This is a genomic window from Cupriavidus sp. SIMBA_020, assembly GCF_046535395.1.
Lineage (GTDB): Bacteria > Pseudomonadota > Gammaproteobacteria > Burkholderiales > Burkholderiaceae > Cupriavidus > Cupriavidus campinensis.
This window is the reverse complement of sequence record NZ_JAWRWU010000828.1, coordinates 1-263: the sequence shown is the minus strand read 5'-3', so window position 1 is coordinate 263 and position 263 is coordinate 1. Positions and strand designations below refer to the sequence as shown.

The 263-nt window shown below is 54.0% G+C and carries 1 rRNA gene; it reads left to right on the top strand.

The window, feature by feature from the left end:
- A 23S ribosomal RNA gene (locus SB751_RS31690) occupies positions 1-263 on the top strand; the annotation flags it as partial.

Here is a 263-nt window from a genome sequence, read left to right as displayed (position 1 = left end):
AATAGGCCCAGGCGACTGTTTAGCAAAAACACAGGTCTCTGCGAAGCCGTAAGGCGAAGTATAGGGGCTGACGCCTGCCCGGTGCTGGAAGGTTAAGAGGAGCGCTTAGCGTAAGCGAAGGTGCGAATTGAAGCCCCAGTAAACGGCGGCCGTAACTATAACGGTCCTAAGGTAGCGAAATTCCTTGTCGGGTAAGTTCCGACCCGCACGAAAGGCGCAACGATCTGGGCACTGTCTCAACGAGAGACTCGGTGAAATTATAG